The organism is Streptomyces sp. NPDC021019, from assembly GCF_044333295.1.
Taxonomy (GTDB): domain Bacteria; phylum Actinomycetota; class Actinomycetes; order Streptomycetales; family Streptomycetaceae; genus Streptomyces.
In genome coordinates, this window is the sequence record NZ_JBIRQR010000005.1 from 50,237 (window position 1) to 69,442 (window position 19,206).

The window sequence follows — 19,206 nt, forward strand, 5'->3', positions numbered from 1 at the left end:
GCCGGTCACGCCGGCCCTCGGCGGCTCAGCAGGCGTCAGCGGCCTCGCCCAGGGCAGCGGTGAGACGGCCCAGGACGTCCTTCAGCTCCAGAATCTCGTCCAGGGACAGACCGGTGGCCTCCAGCACGCCCCGGGGGACGGACAGCGCGCGTTCGCGCAGGCGTGCGCCCTCGTCGGTCAGGTCGATCAGGACGGACCGTTCGTCCTCGCGGCTGCGTTCGCGCCGGACCAGTCCGGCCGTCTCCAGCCTCTTCAACAGCGGGGAGAGGGTCCCCGAGTCCAGCTGGAGGCGGTCCCCGATGCCCTTGACCGGCTGGGGGCCGTGCTCCCACAGGACCAGCATGACCAGGTACTGCGAGTACGTGAGGCCCAGGTCCTTGAGAGCCTGCCGGTAGAAGCCGCCGAACGCGCGCGACGCGGAGTGCAGCGAGAAGCAGACCTGATGGTCCAGTCGCAGCAGCTCCGCGTCGGGGACGCCGGAGAGATCGGGCGAGGCGCCCGGAGCAGTGGTCATGGAACCAGCGTACCGCCGACCACGTCATTAAGTTGTACACAACTAAATTGTGTGCAATCTTTATTTCTCTCGCCGCGACCATCCCGGTCGGGGCTCCAGTGGAGGGTCACCACCCATGGACGCGTTGTACGCCGCCGCCGCCACCGCCAACGGCCGCGAGGGCCGTGCCGTGAGCTCGGACGGTCAGATCGACCTCCCCCTCGCCCTGCCCCCGGCTCTCGGCGGCAACGGCCGGGGCACCAACCCCGAGCAGCTCTTCGCCGCCGGCTACGCCGCCTGCTTCGCCAGCGCGATGGCCGCGGTCGGTCGCGAGATGAAGGTCGACACCAAGGACGCGTCCGTGACCGCCGAGGTCTCCATCGGCAAGGACGGCGACGGCTTCGGGCTCTCGGTGGTCCTGCGCGCGGAACTGCCGGACACCCTCGCGGGCGAGACCGGGCGCAAGCTGGTCGAGGCCACCCACGCCTACTGCCCGTACTCCAGGGCCACGCGGGGAAACATCGAGGTCGAGCTGGTCATCGAGTAGTCGCCCCGCCCCCGGGCCGCTCCCTGCCCCACGCATCGGGACGTCACGCCTTCAAGCGGGCCAGCACCGCGCCCACCGCGCGGTGCACGGCCTCGCGCGCCCCGTCGGTCGAGTCGAGGGTCTCGAAGCCGTGACGCCCCTCCGGTACGTCGATGACCTCGACGTTCGCTCCGCAGCGGGTGGCCTCGGTCAGGAACTCCTCGACGGTCGCGGCGATCTCGGCACTCTCGCGTTCCGCCCGGACCAGCACGACGGGAAGGCGTCCGGCTCGGGAGACCGCCCGGACCGGGTGGAAACGGGTGTCGCCCAGCCCCCAGCTCGGCAGCGGCGCGAGGATCGGGTAGTTCGCGGCCACGCAGCGCAGCCACGGCGGCGGGTCCGTCAGCCAGTCCGCCACGATCGGGCCTCCGCCCGAGAAGAACCACACGACGATCCGGTCCGCGTCCACCCTCGGGTCGGCGCGTACCCGCTCCACCGCGTCGGCCACGTCCGCGGCGGCCACCTCGTAGTCGGTCACGGCGTGCAGGCGGTGGTCGAGCGTCACCCCCACGACCCCCTGCCCCGAGACGAGGCGTGCGTATCCCGTCAGGGTCGGCCAGTCCCGGGGCGTGGGCCGTGCGTCGGCGGGCACCGGTCCGCCGTGCACGAAGACCACGGCCGGGTGCGGGCCCGGACCGTCCGGAAGGTACAGGTCGGTGTTCCCGGTCCGCTCGCGGGGCCTGTCGGGCACGTCGAGGAGGAACGGCCGCAGATGGGCGGGCGTACGGGAGGCGTCGGCGGCTGCCAGCCGGTGCCCCCCGCCGGACGCGGCCTCGATCAGGGTCTCGGCCAGCGCGGCGGGGCAGGACAGCATCGGCCAGTGCCCGGTGGGCAGTTCGAGGAAGGGCACCCGGGCCTCGGCCAGCGACCGGAGCGCCGGGTCGCCGACGTCCACCAGGATCTGGAGCATCTCGACCCCCGGTCCGTTGGCGGTGCACAGCACCCCGGTCACGGGCACGTCGGCCACGGCTCCGGTGAGCCGCAACGGCTGGAGCAGCGTACCCAGCGGCTGCGGTGCCGCGAGGGCGGTGAGTCCGTCGAGCGCCGCCCCGGAGAGACCGGCGACGCTCCCCCAGCGGGACCACGCGTCCCGGGCCGGGGGCGGCAGTTCACCGCCGGGCCCCCGTTCCCCGTTTCCGGCGGCGCGCTCCAACACCTCCTCGCGCAGGCGTTGGTCGGGCACTGCGGCCAGGGCGGGGACTCCGTCCCTCGGCATCCCGGCGTCCAGGTAGACGATCCGGGCGATCGCCCCGTCCCTCCGGTCGGCGGCACCGAGCACCGGGTGGATGCCGTAGTCGTGGCCGACGAGCACGATCTCCGGGTCTGCGGCCTCCGCCGCCACCGCGTCGATCACCGCGAGCACGTCCGCGACATGGGTCTCCAGGTCGACGGCCTCCCCGGGATCCGCGGGTCGTCCGCCGAGCGCGGTGAGCGCCACCTTTCGCACCTCGGCGCCGTCCGCGGCCAGCCGGGCGGCGGTGTCCCGCCACACGTGGGGTCCGGTGAACGCCCCGGCCACCAGGATGAATACAGTCATGGTCCCTCCTCGTCACGGTGTCTCCCGCGCCCCGGCCCGATCTCCCGGCAGCGCTCGGCGTTACCGTAGGAACTCCCCCTGGTGGAGGTTCAAGTGTTCTCGTCGTACGACGGTCTGTGCACCATCGGCGAACTGGCCGAGCACACGGGCGTGAGCGTCAAGACCGTCCGTTTCTATTCGGACCGAGGGCTGCTTCCAGAGGCCTCCCGCAGCGCCGGCGGGCACCGCAGGTACGCTCCGGAGGCCGTGGAGCGGCTGCGCATGATCCGCTCCCTGCGCGGCCTCGACCTGCCGGTTCCCGAGGTGCGCCGCATCCTCGACGAGCAGGACGAGCGCAGCGACGGGGCCGGGGAGGGTGGCGCGTTGGAGGAGGCCGTGGCCGGCCGGCTGCGCTCCCTGGGCTCCGAGCTCGCCGCGCTGCGCTGGCGGGAGGCCGCGCTCAGGCTGGTACAGGAGAGCCCGCCGGCCGAACGGCCCGACCGGCTGAGGCTGGTCGGTGCGGTCGCCGCCCCGCCGAGCACCGCCTCGCTGGCCCGGTTCTGGCGTGCGTGGCTGCCGCCCCGCATGCCCGCCCGGTCGGTCACCGCGTTCCTGGAGGCGGCGGTGCCGGACCTGCCCGACGACCCGCGGCCGGACCAGGTCCTCGCCTTCGCACGGCTGCACGCCTACGTGACCCGTCCGTGCGGGGGCGGTGGTGGCGGCGGCTCCTGCCAGCCCCGGGCGCACGGCGCCGCCGGGGCCCGTGCGTCGGCCGTGCTGTACGCGGGTCTCGCCGAGGCGTACGACCTGGCGGGCGGGGAGCTGCGCCGCGATGCGGAGCCCTGTCCCGGCGAGGCGCTGGACGGTTTCGTGGACGCGTACGCGAGCACGTACGGCGCTCCCGACACGGCGGCCTTCCGCCGCGTACTGGCCGGCCGGCTCGCGGCCGATCCGCGCATCGACCGCTACTGGGAGCTGACGGCCGAGGTGATCAGTGCTCCCGGCGGCCGCCCCGAGCCGACTCCGGGCTCCGCGCACGACTGGCTCCTGGCCTCCCTGGACGCGCAGTTGGGGGCGATGGACGGCGTGGACACGTGGGAGGGGCGCGGTTCCGTCGCCCCCTCGCCCGGAACGGGCGTACGGGACGGGGCACGAGCCGTTTCACCCCGGTGAGCGGGGCCGCTCCTGGTCCGCGACCGCCCCGGTCAGGCACTCCCGCAGGGCCAGGGCCGCCGGGAGCGGCGTGTCGGGCAGTGCCACATGCACGGTCCGGCGCATGGCGGGGTCGGTGAGGGGGCGCAGGACGAGTTCACCCGGCACCGCCGGCGCCGCCAGCGAGGGGACCAGGGCCACGCCGAGCCCGGCGACCGCGTAGCCGAACTTGCCCGCCCACCCGGCGATCCGCATGACTTTCCCCGGGGTGAAGCCCGCTCGGGCGCAGGCGTCGGCGAGCATCGTGGGTCGGTCGCCGTACGCGCTCTGGATCCAGGTCTCGTCGCGGAGTTCGTACAGGTCGACGGCTTCGTCCCCGGCCAGGGGGTGTCGGCGCGGGAGGGCGACGAGCAGTTCGTCCTCGCACAGCACGGTGGTCGTGATCCCGTCGGCCGAGGGAAGGCCGTAGGGATAATCGCTCACGACGGCGAGGTCCAGCGTTCCGTCAGCCAGCTGCCGCATCAGCGTGCCGGTCGGGTTCTCGTCGGCCACCACGTGGATCCCCGGCCGGGCGTCCTTCAGGGCGCGCAGCGCGGTCGGCAGGAGTGCGATGTTGGCGGTGGCGAACGCACCGGTGTGCAGGGGCCCGCCGCCTCCGGCGTGCAGCACGGTCAGTTCCCGCTCGGCCCGGGCCAGGCGGCCGAGCACGTCCACGGCGTGCCGGTGCAGCACCCGCCCCGCGGGGGTGAGCCGTACGCCTCGCGGAAGGCGTACGAGCAGCGGACCGCCCGCCTTGTGTTCCAGCGCGGCGATCCGCCGGGACACCGCGGACTGCGTGTAGTCCAGCCGGGCCGCCGCCCGGGTGAACGATCCGGTCTCGGCCACGGTGACGAGCAACCGGAGCGATTCGTTCTCCCACATGTCTTCCCCCTTGCCGCCGTGCGCGCCGCCCGACCACCGGCATCCTCCCCGATCACATTCCGGTCGCGCATGGGTCCCATGCATTTCGGTCGCTGGTGTCATGTCTCGGGCGGCCATAACGTCGGGTGCGCGGCGGCGCCGAAGGACGGTGCGCGGCCGTCCGGGCCCGCCACTCGATCGGTCGGGGACATGCGGGCCGGTGGCTTCACATCCCGAGAAGGCGGTTCATCGTGCGACAGACCCGGAGCGCACCGGAGTTGGGGCAGCGGATCGGCACGTACCACGCTGTGGGGCTCGCGGGCGCGCTCGCCCAGTTCGCGGTGCGGACCGTCACCCTGCTGGTGGTCGTCATGATCGCCCTGCTGGTGTGGATCAGGCCGAACTCCGCGCTGCTCAAGGGCGCCGTGGCCGCGACCGTGGTCCTCGTCCTGTTCGGCCTGCGTCTGGCGTGGCGCTTCGTCAGCGCTCGATGCGGCGGCAACCAGTGCCGGCTGCACCAGGGAGGCATCGCCGTCACCGGCCCGCTCGGCGGGGTGCGGGACGCGGTGGTGTGGCGGGAGGTGACAGGTCTGCGCAGGACGAGCAGCGCCTCCCTCCTCATGGCCTCCCACCGCGTCGAGATCGAACGGCGGGGCGCGCCACCACTCACCTTCACGGCGCTCGGGCTCGAACCCGCCCTGATCGGGGTCTTGTTGAGGCTCGCCGCACGCAACGGTCTGGAGTAGGCGACCGGCCCGGTCGCGGTGGGTCAGCCTGCCGCGTGCGGGCCGAAACGCCCAGGACCGAGAGTGGCCAGCAGCGAAGTGACCACGAGATCCATCGACGCTGCCATGTCCACGGATTCCGGTGACAGGAGCCACTGGACCTGGAGGCCGTCCATGACCGCGATGATGGCGTTGGCCGCGTTGCCGGTCAGCGCCGCGCGGTCGGCGGGCGGTTCGCAGGCCTCGCGCAGGGCGTCGGCGACGAAGGCGCGCAGCCCGTGGTAGCGGTCGCGGAAGTAGTCCTGGGCGGGGTGATCGCCGGTGACCGACTCCGCCGAGAGCACCGCGTACAGCCGGACGATGCCCTCGCGCTCCGCGTTGCGCAGTGCGGTGTCCACCAGGTGACGCGGGAAGTCCAGCCCTTGGGGGCGGTCGGGGCCGAGGTGCTCGATGTCTCTCTGGTCGCGCAGTTCGAGGACGCTGGTGAGGAGAAGGGCCTGGGAGCGGAAGTAGCGCAGCACACCCGCCTGCGGGAGGTCGACCCGGCCCGCGATCTCGGCGAGCGAGGCGTTGTTGTGACCACGGGCGGCGAAGGTGTCCATGGCGATGGCCAGGATGACCTGCTGTCGCTGCCGGGCCTCCGGCTGAGCGGCGTACGGGCCTTGGCCGGACCGCGCGTCGGCCTGCCCACTGACTGGTTGCTCAGCGGTTCACCTCAAGCCAGCCGAGGCCCCGGCGAAGATCTTCCGGCAACGGGAAGGAACACGCGAGCAGACTACTTGCCAACCACTTGGTCGCTGTTCTTTCATGCCGTTGTCCCGCCTCCTCGTGACCGGCACGCCCGGAGCGAGGGCCTGAGTGTCGACGACTCCTCGACAGCCGACGGGGCCGGGCTCTCGCAGCAGCCCTGCTCCGGCTCCCCGGCCCAGGCGTTCACCCTGACCCGCTGACGCGGACGTCCGGACCGCAGCGGCTCTCCGGACGGGGGCCGCCGCGGTCCCGCCAGCGACAGGTTCGGGCGCGCCGTACACCGCCCACGGCCGACGCGCCCTCATATGCTTCCCCTTCTGTCAGTTCGCCCGCTTCAGGAGGTCCCGTGCCGGCCCGCGCCATGTACTGCTACACGTGCGATTCCGACGAGCAGCACCGTTCCCTCACCACCGACGAGAAGACCTGGCTCCGCGGCCGGACGGGCCGCCGGAGCGTCGACGAGTTCTTCATGTGCCAGGCGCCGAGCTGCCGCAATGTGCGCAGCGGTTTCAACAAGCACCCGTTCGACCCCGTGATCCGCGTCCCCCTGCCGGACTGAGGCCGGCCCGTAGTGGCCCCCTCAGGCCCGGCGACCCGACCCTTGCCAGTATCCAGAATCCTGTTTACTGTTTGATGTGTGAACGACCTGGACGACCGACTCCTCACGCGCAACGGCCTCGCCGCCCGGCAGCTGGCCGTCCTGCTCCTGCATCAGGAGCCGGACACCCGGCTGCCGCGTGTGCGCGACTTGGCCGAGGAGCTGGGCTGCGGCAACGGGACCGTGCAGGCGGCCCTCCAGCTCCTGGAGGAGGCCGGGGCGATCTCCACGACCGCGCGCGGTCACCTCGGAACCTTCCTGGTCCGTTCGGACCGCACCGTCCTGTGGCGACTGTCCGGCCTCGGCACCCTGCTCGCGGCCATGCCGCTCCCCTACTCCCGTAGGTACGAGGGACTGGCGACCGGACTGCGCAGCGCCTTCGAGGAGGCGGGCGCGCCGTTCGCGATCACGTTCATGCGGGGGGCCGGAGCCCGCACCGCCGCCCTGCTGGAGGGCAAGGTCGACCTGGTGGTGCTGTCGCGCTTCGCCGCCGACCAGCTGATCGCCGAGCATCCGGTGGAGCTGGTGGCCGACCTCGGCCCCGCCACCTACGTCGGCGCACACGGCATGCTCGTACGGCACGGGGCCGATCTGGCCGCTCCGGGGCTCCGGGTGGCCGTCGACCACGCCTCGGAGGATCTGCGCATGCTCGTGGAGCGGGTGTTCGCCGGCCGGGAGGACATCGAGTGGCGGGAGGCCTCCTACATGCAACTGCACGACCTGTTCGCCCGGAACGAGGTGGACGCGACCGTCTGGAACCTCGACGAGGCACAGGACCGGCTCGGGCTCGGCGTCGACGTGGTGCCGCTCGGCGACGAGGTCACCCGGGAGCTGGCCCTGCGCAACTCCACCGCCGCCGTGATCGGCCGGACCGAGGGGGCCAAGGCGCTCGCCGCCGTCCGCGAGGCGCTCGACCTGTCGACGGTGACACGGCTGCAGAGTGAGGTGCTGCGGGGGGAGCGCGTCCCCTCGTACTGACCTGTCGGCCGGCCGCCGCGAAGCGGATGATCCCGGAGCGCCGTACGCGTCGAAAATACAGAATCCTGGTTATTGTTGATTGAGGAGGACGATCATGGACGACCAGCTCGCACTGCGGATCCAGCTGTTCCGCGAAGGCGGTCAGGTCAAACCCGAGGTGGCCGACTTCGTCGCCGCCGAACTCGCCGCCCTGGAAGCCGAGGGGCACCTCGTCACCGAGGCGACGGCCTCCATGCTGACCAGCCATCTCATGATGGCCATCGGCCGACTGCTGAACGGTGAGCCGATCGAGCAGTTCCTCACCGACGACCAGGTCGCCGCCGAGCTGGCGGACCAACCGGAAGCGGTCGCACGCGCCCGGGCCGTCGCCGCACGGGCCGAACGGGAGCTCGGGGCCGCTCTCCCCGAGTCCGAGATCAACTTCCTCGGCATGCACCTGGCCGTACTGGCCCGGAACTCCCCGCCCGCCCCCGCCTCCTGACCGGTCGCCGCGCCCCTCCCCCCGTACGCCCCCGCTTCCCCGTACGCCCCGCAGGAACACGTAGAAAGCAGAACAGCCATGACGAAGATCCTCACCGGTGGAGTCGGCAAGGTCGAGGTCACCCAGGCCATCGGCAAGCTCGGCATCGATTCCCTCGATGTCGTTCCCTCCAGCGACATGGACGCCGCGATGAAGCTGCGGGTCGGCCAGGCCGACTACTACCTGGGCACCTGCCACACCGGCGCGGGTGCGTCGCTGGGCGTGCTCGTCGGCCTCCTGGGCAGCGCCTCCTGCCACACCTTCGGCCGGAGCGTCCCCACCGAGGACGCGATCGCCGCCCTCCTCGCCGACGGCAAGAAGGCCTTCGGCTTCTCGATGGACCAGATCGACGTCATCGCCCCGCTGATGGCCCGCGCCATCGCGGCCCACGGCTGATCGCAGCCTCCTTCATCATCACCCCGGGCACCAAGGAGTGACTCGTGAGCACCACCCTCGCCGCCGGCGCGGAACTCGACTTCTCGCTGGCCCAGCAACTGACCGTGATAGCCCTCTGCGCGCTCACGGCGTTCATCGCGCACATGGCGCTGGCCGTCTTCAACGACGGTGTGCGCCCCTTCCTGCTGGACTTCATCCAGGGGCGCACCACCCGCAGCGCGACGACGGCCGTCTCGTTCGGGCTCTCCGCCGGATTCATCTTCGGTCTCGGCGCGCCGATGGCCCTGTCCACCGGCGTGCTGAACCCGTGGCTGCTCTTCCTGCCCACGGACATCCTCGGGATGCTGTCACCGAAGAAGTGGCTGGCCCCGATCCTCGGCGGGGCGTGGGGCGCGGTGGTGGTCTTCGGGCTGAACGGCGCGAACAACATCGCCCATGACCTCCCGGTCGACTTCCTGACCGCGATGCAGCAGATGTCGACGCCGATCCTGTTCCTGTTCACGCTCTTCCCGGTGCTCGCCATCACCAAGCAGTTCGGCCGCAGGTGGGGCGGCGTCGCGGGCGTCCTCGAACTGGCCCTCGTCGTCATGACGATGAAGCTGTGGCCCAACATGTTCGCCGGTGCGCTGGCCATGGCGGTGGGCGTGCTGATGCTCATCGGCCTCGCCGTCTCCAAGGACCTGCGGCAGCGCCGGGCCGACCGGGCGGCGGGCGTCGTGGAGGAGGTGGGCGGGGACGACCCGATGGCATCCCTCTTCAGCGCCAGCGCGGCCCGGCTGCGGAAGTATCTCCCTCTGTTCATGGTGCTGGGCGCCGGCGTGTGCGTGCTCGCCCAGATGCATGTGTTCGGCGGCGGCGAGGCGACCAGCTTCCTGATCGCGAAGGGGCAGTACGCCGAGGCGGCGCAGGTCGACTTCTACCGGGTCTTCGGCTTCATCCCGCTGATCGCGACCACCGCCCTGGCGTCCGGCGCGTACGGCATCGCGGGCTTCACCCTGGTGTACCCGATCGGGTACCTCATGCCGAACCCGTTCCTGGCCGCCGTCGTCGGTGCGCTCGTGTTCGCCGTCGAGGTGCTGGCCCTCTCCTGGATCGGCAGGATACTCGGCAAGCTGCCGAGCGTCCGCGACTCCTCGGAGCATCTGCGCAGCGCCATCGGGGACACGCTCCAGCTCGCGATCCTGTTCGGTTCGCTGATGGCCGCCAACGCCATGGGGGGCGGGCTCGGCATCCTCGTCGTCGGCGGGCTCTACCTCCTGAACGAGTCGATGGGCCGGCCGGTCGTGAGGATGGCCGCGGCCCCGGCGGCGGTGATCGTCGGCGGTGTCCTCCTCAACATCCTGTACTGGCTCGACCTGTTCACCCCGGTCAAGGGCTGAGGCCCGACCCCGGATCCGGCGTGCCGTACATGGAGCAGGAGGCCCCACGATGAACCACCCCGCACCGCACACCCTGCGCACCGTCACCGGAGAGCTCCGGACCGCTTCGGTACGCGGCCCCGCCCTCGCCCACGAGCACCTCGTCCTCGATCTGGACCGGGTGGGCGACGGCGCGGCCGTCCTCGGACCGGAACGCCACGCGGTGGCCGTGGCCGCCGAACTCGCCGCACTGCGCGAGGCGTACGGCCTCGCCCTGGTCGTCGAGCTGACCTGCCGCGGCATGGGGCGCGACGTGCGGACCCTGGCCCGGATCGCCCGGGAGACCGGTGTCGCCGTCGTCGCCGCGACCGGCTGGTACTACGAGCCGTTCCACACACCGGAGGTCGACACCCTGGACGTGGCGGCGCTCACCGGCATCCTCGTCCGGGAGATCGAGGACGGCATCGACGGGAGCGGGGTCCGGCCCGGCGTCCTCGGGGAGATCGGCAGCCACGGCGACGCACCGACCGCCGCCGAGGCCAAGGTGCTGCGGGCCGGCGCACGGGCCGCGCTGGCCACCGGCCTCTCCCTCGCCACCCACGCCCAGCTCGGCCGGGGCGGCCTCGCCCAACTGGAGCTGCTCACCGGTGAGGGTCTGCCCGCCCACCGCGTGAGCGTCGGCCACCAGGACCTGCTGGACGACCCGGGCCTCCACCGGGAGCTGGCGGCGCGCGGGGCGTACGTCGCGTTCGACACCGTGGGCAAGTCCGCGTACCAGAGCGACGAGACCCGGCTGCGGCTGCTGCTCGCACTGCTGGAGGCGGGCCACGCCGACCGGGCCCTGCTCAGCTGCGACATCTCCCGCCACGGCTATCTGCGCGGCGAGGGCGGCCAGGGATACGGGCACCTCTTCGCGGACTTCCTGCCCCGGCTGCGGGCGGCCGGGGCCGACGACGACCTGATCGACCTGCTGACCCGTCGCAATCCGGTGCGCTTCCTGACCGGCGCGACCGTGGAGGAGAACTGACATGAGCCCCGCACCCCCACCCGTGCTCCCCGTGACCTTTCCGCTGCCGACGGTGGCCCTGGAGGACGCCGCGGCGCGGCAGTTCCGGCTGCTGGAGGCCACCGCCGCGCACTTCGAGGGCGAGCAGCTGTTCGCCGCCGACGCGGGAGTCGTCCCCGGCCTCGGCCGGCCCCGGACCACCGCCCGCGTCGAGGCGGTCCTCGCCGACTTCTTCGGCGCCGATGACGCCGCCCTCGTACAGGGCGCGGGCACCGGGGCGATCCGGGCCGCGCTCAACGCCGTCGTCGGGGCGGGCGACGATGTGCTCATCCACCGGGCCCCGGTCTACCGCACGACCGAGGTCACCTTCCGAGGCATCGGCGTACGCACCACGGAGGCGGACTTCAACGACCGGGCGGCGCTCGACACCGCTCTGGCGTCCGGGCGGTTCCGGTGGGCGTACGTCCAGCACACCCGGCAGCGGCTGGCCGACTCCTACGATCCGGCCGAGGTCATCGCCGCCTGCCGGGCGGCCGGGGTCCGCACGGTCGTGGACGACAACTACGCCGTCATGCGCACCCCCGCCGCCGGTGTCGAGCTGGGCGCCGACGCCTCCTGCTTCTCGCTGTTCAAGCTCCACGGGCCCGAGGGCGTCGGCCTGGTCGTGGGCGCCCGCGACCTGGTCGGGGGAGTCCGCCGCGACAACTACTCCGGCGGCGGGCAGGTCCAGGGCCACCAGGCGCTGGACGCGCTGCGCGCCCTCACCCACGTACCGCTCCTGTGGGCCGTGCAGTCCCGGGTGGGGGCCGAGGTCGCCGAACGGCTCACGGCCGGGGAGGTGGCCGGGGTGGCGGAGGTGCGTGTCGCCAATGCCCAGGACCGCTGCCTGCTCATCCGCCTGGACCGGCCCATCGCCGCCGGACTGCCGTCCGTCGCCGCACGGTTCGGCGCCGCGCCCTACCCCGTCGGCTCCAACTCGCGCTACGAGATCGCGCCGCTCTTCTACCGGATGTCCAGCTCCGCCCTGGACGACGCCCCGGAGCTGGCCGACTGGACCGTGCGCGTCAACCCGATGCGGGCCGGCGCGGACCTCGTCATCGACATCCTGCGCCGCTCGCTCGCCGCGATGGCCGACCCGAAGGACCACTGACCGTGTTTCTCGACACCGTGCTCACCCGCAACCCCGAGCTCGTCGACGCCGCGGCCACCCTGCACCGGCGTGGCGAGATCCCGCCCGACACGTATGTGATGGATCTCGACGCCGTGGAGTCCAACGCCGCGCTGCTGGCGGCCGAGGCCGAACGCCTCGGCCTCGGTCTGTGGTTCGTCGTCAAACAGATCGGCCGCAACCCCGAACTGATCCGGGCCGTCGCCCGGCACATCCCCCGCTCCGCCGCCATCGACCCGGCCGAGGCCCGGACCCTGCACGCGGCCGGGGCGAGGCCGGGCAACCTCGGCCACCTCGTCCAGATCCCCCGGCGGGAGCTGCCCGGCATGCTGGCGTGGCGGCCGGAGAACGTCACGGTCTTCGACCTGGCCAACGCCCGTGCCGTCTCGGAGGCGGCCCGGGAACTGGGCTTCGTCCAGGACGTCCTGATCCGGCTCGAAGGCGCCGGGGGCGTCGTCTACCCGGGACAGGAGGGTGGGGTTCCGGTGGAGCGGCTGGACGTCTTCGCCGAGGCCGCCGAGGCGTTGCCGGGCATCCGGATCGCCGGCGTCACCGCCTTCCCGTGCGTACTGTGCGACCCCGCGACGGGCCTTCCCACCGCGACGGCCACCTTCGACCTGGCGCTCAAGGCCCGTGACCTGCTGGCGGCGCGCGGGCACCAGAACCTGAGGCTGAGCGCGCCCAGCGCCACCTCGATGGCGTCCCTCCCGCTGCTCGCCGAGCGCGGGGCGACGCACGGGGAGCCGGGCCACGCCCTCACCGGCACCACTCCGCTGCACGCCCTGGACCCGTCCCAGCCCGAGAAACCCGCGTACGTGTACGTCAGCGAGGTCGCCCACACCCTCGACGACGGCCGCCCGGCCCTGTTCGGCGGCGGGTTCTACGCGCGCTCCCACATCTGCGGCACCCTCCTGCCACGCACCGGCGCGCGCCTGGGCGTGCAGACCGCCCCCGCCGAGAACATCGACTACTACCGGCTGCTCGACGCACCACCGCCCGGCTCGGACGTCCGGCTGGGCGACACCGCGCTGCTCGCCTTCCGCACCCAGATCTTCGTCACCCGCTCGACCGTCGCCGTCGTCTCCGGACTCGCCTCCGGCAGGCCCCGGCTGAACGGGCTCTACGACGCCCACGGCCGAGCCCTGTAAGGAGTGATCCCATGGCCAGGACCGTCATCGTCGTCATCGACGGATTCGGCGTCGGCGCCATGCCCGACGCGGGCGCCCTGCGCCCCGGCGACCTCGCCGCCGACACCTGCGGGCACGTCCTCGACCACGCCCGCGCCGCGTTCGGGCGGCCGCTGCGGCTCCCGGTGCTCGGGGCGCTGGGCCTCGGTCTGGTCCATCCGCACCGGGACCTGGCGCGGAGCACCCGGCTGCCCGTGGCGGCGGGCCGGGCCGCCCTCGGCTACCCGGGCGCGGACACCTTCGCCGGCCACCAGACCATGATGGGCGCGGACTACAGCAGGGTGGCCGTGGCCCGGCTCGCCGACCACCTCGACGAGGTGGCCGAGGCGCTCACGACGGCCGGTCACCGGGTGGAGCGGCTGGACGGAAAGCCGCTGCTGCTGGTCGACGGGGCGGTGCTGGTCCACGACAACCTGGAGGCCGATCCCGGGATCAACTGGAACGCCTCGGGGCGCCTGGAGGATCTGCCGTTCGACGGTCCGGGCGGGATCCTCGCCGTCGCCCGCACAGTACGGGCGGTCGCCCCGGTCGCCCGGGTCATCGCCGTGGGCGGGCACGCGGACGGTCCGCTCGGTTCCTACGTACGGGGCGGGGACGGGGGCACCGTCGGGCTGGACACCCCGGCCACCGGCTTCTACCGCAACGGCGGTCTGGAAGTGCAGCACCTGGGGGCGCCGCTCGACCACACCCGTCAGCTCCCCGCTCTCGCGGCGCGGGCCGGCATCCCGGTCACCCTGGTGGGGAAGGCCGCCGACATCCTGGTGTGCGAACAGGCGGACCGGCGGCCCGCCGTGGCCACCGCCGATGTCCTGGCGTACACCCTGGACGCGGTACGCGCCGGGGGCGACGCCCTGGTGGTCGCGAACGTCCAGGAGACGGATCTCGCGGGGCACCAGCAGGACCCCGGACGCTACGGGCAGGTGCTGGAACAGGTGGACTCGGGGCTCGCCGGGCTCCTGGCACTGCTCACGGACTCCGGGGACCGGCTGATCGTCACCGGCGACCACGGCAACGACCCCTCGATCGGGCACGCGCACCACACCCGGGAGTACGTGCCGGTGCTGATCCACCGCCCCGACGGGGCCGGGGCGGAGCTGCTGCCGGACGCGCGGAGTCTCGCCGACGTGGGTGCGACGGCCGCCCGGTCGCTGGCTCTGTCCCCGCGGGACCTGGCGGCGGGAACGCCGATCGGCACGGACGGGGAGGCACGGGCCGCCGCACTCCGGAAGTAGTCGGCCCGGAACGGACAATCCCCGGACCGTAATTGCGGTCCGGGGATTTTCGCGGGTATATTGGATTCTTCTGCGCTCATGCAGAAAGGCCCCGCTCGGGGGCCTTATGAGTACGAATATATCTGGCGGGGAGCCGTTTTGTCAAACCGGGAAAGCGACGAATTGCGGGAAGAACAGGAATTCATCGACCGGCTCCATGCCCGGGTCGACGCCCTGCGCGGGGTGGCCGCCGATGGCGTCGAGCACGCGCTGACGCCGGTCGGGACGGGCCAGCAGGCGCGGCTGGAACGCGACATCCTCGTCGCGGAGCGCTCGGGCCTGCTCGCCGCGCTCGACGCGGTGGACGGCTCGCTGTGTTTCGGGCGCATCGACCGCTCCGACGGACTCGCGCACCATATCGGCCGTATCGGGATCCGTGAGGACGACGCCGACCACACCCCTGTCCTGATCGACTGGCGTGCGCCGGTGGCGCGTCCTTTCTATCTCGCCACGGGGCACACGCCGATGGGTCTGCGCCGGCGACGGCACATCACCACCGAGGGCCGCACGGTCACCGAGCTCCACGACGAGATCCTCGACCTCGGGGACCGCGACCGCACCGGCTTCGAGGATCCGAACGGCGACGCCGTCCTGCTCGCGGCGCTCGATTCCGCGCGCACGGGACGCATGAGTGACATCGTGCGGACCATCCAGGCCGAGCAGGACGGCATCATCCGGGCGCCGCACCGGGGCGTCCTCGTCGTCGAGGGCGGACCCGGCACCGGCAAGACGGCCGTCGCGCTGCACCGGGCCGCCTTCCTGCTGTACGAGCACCGCGAGCTGCTCGCCAAGCGGGCCGTGCTCATCGTGGGGCCCAACCCGGCGTTCCTGCGCTACATCGCGGAAGTGCTGCCCGCGCTGGGTGAGACCGGGGTACTGCTGGCGACGCAGGCGGAGCTGTTCCCCGGGGTGCGCGCCACGGGTACGGACTCCGCGCGCGCCGCGGCCGTCAAGGGCGGCGAGCCGATGGCCGAGGCGCTCGCGCTGGCCGTACGCGACCGGCAGCGGCTGCCCGAGCCCGGGGCGGCGATGGTCGTCCCGCACGAGGACGGCGGGGACCTGGTCCTGGACTGGGAGATCGCGTACGAGGCCCGGCAGGCGGCCAGGGACACCCGTCTGCCGCACAATCTCGCCCGCCCGCACTTCGTCTTCCGCGTCATCGACGCGCTCACCGCGCAGCTCGTCGAGCGCATCGGCGCGGACCCCTACGGCGGGCCCAACTTCCTCGGCCCGGACGACGTGGCCCAGCTCGGCCGGGACGTCGCGCTGAGCAAGGAGGTGCACGCGGCGGTGGACGAGCTGTGGCCGCCGCTGACCCCGGAAGGCTTCCTCGCCGACTATCTGGCCGACCCGGTGTACGTACCGGACGAGGACGCCGACCTGATCCGGCGTCCGTCCGTCGGCGCGGCGTGGACGTCCGCCGACGTACCGCTGCTCGACGAGGCCGCCGAGCTGCTCGGCGTCGACGACAGCGCGGAGCAGGCGGCCGCCGAGGCCGCCCGTCAGGAGCGGGTCGGCTACGCGCAGGGGGTGCTGGAGCTGTCGCGCGGCTCGGAGAGCTACGAGTTCGAGGACGAGGAGTCCGAGGTCCTCGCCGCCCACGACATCATCGACGCCGAGCGGATGGCGGAGCGGCACGAGGAGGCCGACCACCGCACCGCCGCCGAGCGGGCCGCCGCCGACCGTACCTGGGCCTTCGGGCACATCATCGTCGACGAGGCGCAGGAGCTGTCGCCGATGGCGTGGCGGCTGTTGATGCGCCGGGCTCCGAGCCGCTCGCTGACGTTGGTCGGCGACCCGGCCCAGACGTCCGAGGAGGCCGGCGTCGGGTCGTGGGAGAAGATCCTCCAGCCGTACGTCGGCGACCGCTTCGAGCACGTCACGCTGGAGGTCAACTACCGTACGCCCGCGGAGATCATGGAGCTGGCCGCCGGGGTCCTGCGGGAGAGGGACCCCTCGTTCACCGCCCCCGTCTCGGTCCGGTCGACCGGCGAGAAGCCGTGGACGCGGGATGCCGGGGAGGACCTGGCGGGCGAGGTGGCCCGGGCGGTCGTGGAGCTGACGCCCCGGGAGGGACGCCTCGCGGTGATCGCGCCGCGTGCGCTGCACGAGGAGATCGCCGCCCCGCTGGACGGCGTCGCGGCGGGTGAGGCCCCCGACCTCACGCGCCCGGTGGTGCTGCTGGATCCGCGCCAGGCCAAGGGGCTGGAGTTCGACCATGTGCTGGTCGTGGAGCCCGCCCGGTTCGGCAGGAGCGATCTGTACGTGGCGCTCACCCGCGCCACCCAGCGTCTGGGGATCGTCCATCGGGAGGAACTGCCCCCGTCGTTGCGCTGACGGGGGCGGGCGGCCCGCCCTCGTGGCGCTCGGTGCCTGCGGGCCGTGGGCGTGGCCGGAACACGGTCGGCGAAGCCATAGGGTAACGCCATGTCTTCGCCATTGAGTTCGACAAAGACCGCGGCTGCTCTCCGCACGTCGGCACGGGTCTCCGCAGAGGTGCTGCTGATCCTCGTGGCGGCGGCGGTCGCGCTGTGGGTGCTGGGCCGGATGTGGTCGGTCGTGTGGCCGCTGATAGTCGGTCTGTTCCTCACCACGCTGACCTGGCCGCTCGCCCGTTTCCTGCGCCGGCTCGGGTGGTGGCCCTCGCTCGCCGCTTCGGTGGTGACGGTGTTCTCCCTGCTTGTGGGGGCGGGCATCGTGGCGCTGATCGCGGTGCCGGTGGCTGGTGAGTCCGGGGAGCTGGCCGACGGGGTGATCGCGGGCATCGACAAGGTCCGCGAGTGGGCGGCCGGTCCGCCGCTGAACATCGGCGACGACCAGATCACCGGTGCGCTCGACACCGCGACCGCTCAACTCCAGGACAGTGTCGGCAGTGTGGTAACCACCGCTGTCACCGGGGTGAGCACCGTGGTCAACGGGCTGGTCACAGCGGTTCTGTCGATCTTCCTGATGTTCTTCTTCCTCAAGGACGGCCCGCGCTTCCTGCCGTGGCTCACCCGTCAGCTTCCCGGCAGGCTCGCCACCGACGTCCCCGAGGTGGCCTCCCGCTGCTGGGACACCCTGGGCGCGTTCGTACGGTCCCAGGCGTTCGTCGGTCTGCTGGACGCGGTCTTCATCGGGATCGGCCTGTGGATCCTGGGCGTGCCGCTGGTGCTGCCGCTGGCGGTGCTGACCTTCGTCTGCGCGTTCGTGCCGATCGTGGGGGCGCTGTTCGCCGGATTCGTGGCGGTGGTCATCGCGTTGGTCTCGAACGGGCCGATGGATGCCCTGATCGTGCTGGCGATCATCGTCGTGGTACAGCAGTTGGAGGGCAATGTGTTCCAGCCCATGATCCAGAGCCGTGGGCTGGGGCTGCACGCGGCCACGGTCCTGCTCGCCGTGACCCTGGGCGGCAGCCTGGCCGGCGTGGTGGGGTCCTTGCTCGCCGTGCCGGTGGCGGCGGTGCTCGGGGTCGTCTGGAACTACCTCCGCGAGCAGCTCGTGGAGGATTCCCCGCAGGCCGGGGCCCCGGCCGACGGGGCCGGCTCACCGCTCCCGTCGGCGTAGGGCCCGGCCCCCCCTCACCGCCCGAGGGCGCGCAGCAGCGCCGGCAGCGCCCCGCGCAACTCGCGCTCCCAGTAGGGCGGGGAGTGGGTGCCCCGGTAGAAGTGGGTGGTGACCGCCACCCCGTGGGCCCGCAGCCGGGAGGCCATCGCCCGGTTCTCCGCCCCCATGATGGCCTCGGTCGGGGACAGGACGTCCGCGGGGAAGGGGTCGTCGGGGTCCTCCAGGCCGGGGACGTGAGGGTCCGGCTCCGTGCCGGGCGGGTCGAGGACGCCCGCCCGGCCGTCGCCGCTGGAGAGGTGGACCTCGACGCCGCGCAGTCGCTCCGGCCGGTAGTACGGGTCGTGGTCCTGCCAGATCCGCCGCTGGGCCACCGGGTCGCCCCACAGCGCGGACCGGTCCAGGCCCAGATAGTCGAGTCCGGCCCGGACCGCCCGGGGGTGCTGGAGCGGATGGACGTAGCCGCTGAGCCCCGCCACCGCGCGGAACAGGCCGGGGTTGCGTGCCGCGTAGGTCAGCGCGCCGAAACCGCCCTGCGACTCCCCCGCCGCGACCCGCCGGCCCCCCGCGCCGTAGAGACGCTCCAGCAGCGGGCGCACCTCGTCGAGGTGGAAGGTCTCCACGCGCGGCGCGCCGCCGGCGCCGCCGTTCCACCAGTCGCTGTAGAACCCGAAGACCGGCATCGACGGCATGACCACGAGCACGTCCCGCAGCTGCGGGAGCCGCTCCACCGCGTAGTCCTCGGTCCAGGCCTCGGGGTCGCCGTGGCCCCCCGCCAGCAGATACAGGACCGGCCACCGCTCGCCGCGCCCGCGATCCTCCCAGCCGTCCGGGGTGAGCAGGCGGACCGTGCCGACGCCCCCCAGCGCCGCCGACCGCACGGTCAGTTCGAGGAGCCGGTCGCCGATCCACCGCTCCTCGGTCACCCGTATCCCCGGGGGCCGTTCCCCGGGCGGGGCCGCTGCCGCCGCTGTTCCGGTCACGAGCAGCAGCAGGGCAGCGCCCCATGCGATCACCTTGCGCGCCATGCTCATCACCGCGACCTCCCGACATCGTCGG

19 protein-coding genes are annotated in these 19,206 nt (G+C 72.8%); 14 read left to right on the forward strand and 5 right to left on the reverse strand.

The annotated features are described in order from the left end of the window. Positions 1-25 precede the first annotated feature (25 nt). A complete protein-coding gene (locus tag ACH4RG_RS25300) occupies positions 26-514 on the reverse strand; it encodes a MarR family winged helix-turn-helix transcriptional regulator (RefSeq protein ID WP_397925736.1) in 489 nt (162 codons plus the stop codon). 115 nt (positions 515-629) lie between these two features. On the opposite strand from ACH4RG_RS25300, the gene ACH4RG_RS25305 reads away from it, so the two are divergent. Next, positions 630-1,040 (forward strand): Ohr family peroxiredoxin, encoded by a 411-nt coding sequence (locus tag ACH4RG_RS25305; protein ID WP_398540298.1) that lies wholly within the window; start codon positions 630-632, stop codon positions 1,038-1,040. A 43-nt stretch (positions 1,041-1,083) separates the two neighbouring features. On the opposite strand, the gene ACH4RG_RS25310 is transcribed toward ACH4RG_RS25305, so the two are convergent. Then, positions 1,084-2,616 carry an alpha/beta fold hydrolase gene (locus ACH4RG_RS25310; RefSeq protein ID WP_398540299.1) on the reverse strand — a complete coding sequence of 511 codons (1,533 nt, stop codon included), beginning with the start codon at positions 2,614-2,616 and terminating at the stop codon, positions 1,084-1,086. Between the two features lie 93 nt (positions 2,617-2,709). On the opposite strand from ACH4RG_RS25310, the gene ACH4RG_RS25315 reads away from it, so the two are divergent. Beyond that, positions 2,710-3,768: a MerR family transcriptional regulator gene (locus tag ACH4RG_RS25315; RefSeq protein ID WP_398540392.1), complete on the forward strand. Its 1,059-nt coding sequence runs from the start codon at positions 2,710-2,712 to the stop codon at positions 3,766-3,768. Here the strand turns inward: ACH4RG_RS25315 and ACH4RG_RS25320 are convergent. Continuing rightward, positions 3,757-4,668, reverse strand: a complete 912-nt coding sequence (locus ACH4RG_RS25320) for a LysR family transcriptional regulator (protein WP_397932577.1) — start codon at positions 4,666-4,668, stop codon at positions 3,757-3,759. The two genes, ACH4RG_RS25315 and ACH4RG_RS25320, sit on opposite strands and share 12 nt — an antisense overlap. A 230-nt stretch (positions 4,669-4,898) precedes the next feature. On the opposite strand from ACH4RG_RS25320, the gene ACH4RG_RS25325 reads away from it, so the two are divergent. After that, complete coding sequence (locus ACH4RG_RS25325; protein ID WP_397925728.1) at positions 4,899-5,393, forward strand: hypothetical protein; 495 nt, start codon at positions 4,899-4,901, stop codon at positions 5,391-5,393. Positions 5,394-5,416: 23 nt separating this feature from the next. Here the strand turns inward: ACH4RG_RS25325 and ACH4RG_RS25330 are convergent, their stop codons facing one another. After that, positions 5,417-5,974: a TetR/AcrR family transcriptional regulator gene (locus ACH4RG_RS25330; RefSeq protein WP_397932579.1), complete on the reverse strand. Its 558-nt coding sequence runs from the start codon at positions 5,972-5,974 to the stop codon at positions 5,417-5,419. 494 nt (positions 5,975-6,468) lie between these two features. Between ACH4RG_RS25330 and ACH4RG_RS25335 the strand changes: the two genes are divergently transcribed. From ACH4RG_RS25335 to ACH4RG_RS25385, 11 genes are all read left to right on the forward strand, one after another. Beyond that, positions 6,469-6,681, forward strand: coding sequence for a hypothetical protein (locus tag ACH4RG_RS25335; RefSeq protein WP_018956374.1), 213 nt, complete (start codon positions 6,469-6,471; stop codon positions 6,679-6,681). Positions 6,682-6,759: 78 nt separating this feature from the next. Further along, on the forward strand, positions 6,760-7,698 hold the full coding sequence (gene yhfZ / locus ACH4RG_RS25340) for a GntR family transcriptional regulator YhfZ (RefSeq protein ID WP_398540300.1): 939 nt from the start codon (positions 6,760-6,762) through the stop codon (positions 7,696-7,698). Positions 7,699-7,792: 94 nt separating this feature from the next. Further along, entirely contained in the window at positions 7,793-8,179 is a 387-nt protein-coding gene (locus ACH4RG_RS25345) for a PRD domain-containing protein (protein WP_397925722.1), read from the forward strand. A 78-nt stretch (positions 8,180-8,257) separates the two neighbouring features. Beyond that, positions 8,258-8,614, forward strand: a complete 357-nt coding sequence (locus tag ACH4RG_RS25350) for a DUF2620 domain-containing protein (protein ID WP_397925720.1) — start codon at positions 8,258-8,260, stop codon at positions 8,612-8,614. Positions 8,615-8,658: 44 nt separating this feature from the next. Then, entirely contained in the window at positions 8,659-9,993 is a 1,335-nt protein-coding gene (locus tag ACH4RG_RS25355; RefSeq protein WP_397925718.1) for a YhfT family protein, read from the forward strand. A gap of 49 nt (positions 9,994-10,042) precedes the next feature. Further along, the gene (locus ACH4RG_RS25360) at positions 10,043-10,999 is read left to right on the forward strand and encodes a phosphotriesterase (RefSeq protein WP_397932582.1); all 957 of its coding nucleotides are present in this window, start codon (positions 10,043-10,045) and stop codon (positions 10,997-10,999) included. A gap of 1 nt (position 11,000) precedes the next feature. Continuing rightward, positions 11,001-12,128, forward strand: a complete 1,128-nt coding sequence (locus ACH4RG_RS25365) for an aminotransferase class V-fold PLP-dependent enzyme (protein ID WP_397925714.1) — start codon at positions 11,001-11,003, stop codon at positions 12,126-12,128. Between the two features lie 2 nt (positions 12,129-12,130). After that, the gene (locus tag ACH4RG_RS25370; protein WP_397925712.1) at positions 12,131-13,294 is read left to right on the forward strand and encodes a YhfX family PLP-dependent enzyme; all 1,164 of its coding nucleotides are present in this window, start codon (positions 12,131-12,133) and stop codon (positions 13,292-13,294) included. A gap of 11 nt (positions 13,295-13,305) precedes the next feature. Continuing rightward, the gene (locus tag ACH4RG_RS25375) at positions 13,306-14,565 is read left to right on the forward strand and encodes a phosphopentomutase (RefSeq protein WP_397925710.1); all 1,260 of its coding nucleotides are present in this window, start codon (positions 13,306-13,308) and stop codon (positions 14,563-14,565) included. A 162-nt stretch (positions 14,566-14,727) separates the two neighbouring features. Further along, complete coding sequence (locus ACH4RG_RS25380) at positions 14,728-16,941, forward strand: HelD family protein (RefSeq protein WP_397925814.1); 2,214 nt, start codon at positions 14,728-14,730, stop codon at positions 16,939-16,941. 90 nt (positions 16,942-17,031) lie between these two features. Further along, positions 17,032-18,150 (forward strand): AI-2E family transporter, encoded by a 1,119-nt coding sequence (locus tag ACH4RG_RS25385; RefSeq protein WP_397925708.1) that lies wholly within the window; start codon positions 17,032-17,034, stop codon positions 18,148-18,150. A 14-nt stretch (positions 18,151-18,164) separates the two neighbouring features. On the opposite strand, the gene ACH4RG_RS25390 is transcribed toward ACH4RG_RS25385, so the two are convergent. After that, positions 18,165-19,181: an alpha/beta hydrolase gene (locus ACH4RG_RS25390; protein WP_397925706.1), complete on the reverse strand. Its 1,017-nt coding sequence runs from the start codon at positions 19,179-19,181 to the stop codon at positions 18,165-18,167. Positions 19,182-19,206: the final 25 nt, after the last annotated feature.